Consider the following 400-nt stretch of genomic DNA (forward strand, 5'->3'; position numbering starts at 1 on the left):
GGCCCCATGGGACCGCTCGCCGGCTTCACCATTCTCGACCTGACCTCGGTGCTGATGGGCCCCTACGGCACCCAGGTGCTGGCGGACATGGGCGCCGACGTCATCAAGGTGGAGAGTCCCGAGGGCGACATCGTTCGCCAGATCGGTCCCGGTCGCACGCCCGGCATGGGCGGGATGTTCCACAATGCCAACCGCGGCAAGCGCAGCATCGTGCTCGATCTGAAGAAGCCGGAGGGACGCGACGCGCTGCTGCGGCTGGCCAAGCGCGCCAACGCGCTGGTCTACAATGTGCGCCCGCAGGCGATGGCGCGGCTCGGCCTCGACTACGAGACGCTTCGCTCGGTCAATCCCGCGCTCGTCTATGTCGGCGCCTTCGGCTACGGCCAGTCCGGTCCCTATG

Annotated in this window: 1 protein-coding gene; it reads left to right on the forward strand. The window is 68.2% G+C overall.

Going from position 1 to position 400, the window contains the following annotated elements:
* Positions 1-6 precede the first annotated feature (6 nt).
* Positions 7-400, forward strand: a 394-nt coding sequence (locus K3G63_RS22635) for a CoA transferase (RefSeq protein ID WP_220616422.1), incomplete at its 3' end; no start/stop codon positions are given.

It is taken from the genome of Hymenobacter sp. HSC-4F20 (assembly GCF_019599275.1).
Lineage (GTDB): Bacteria > Bacteroidota > Bacteroidia > Cytophagales > Hymenobacteraceae > Hymenobacter.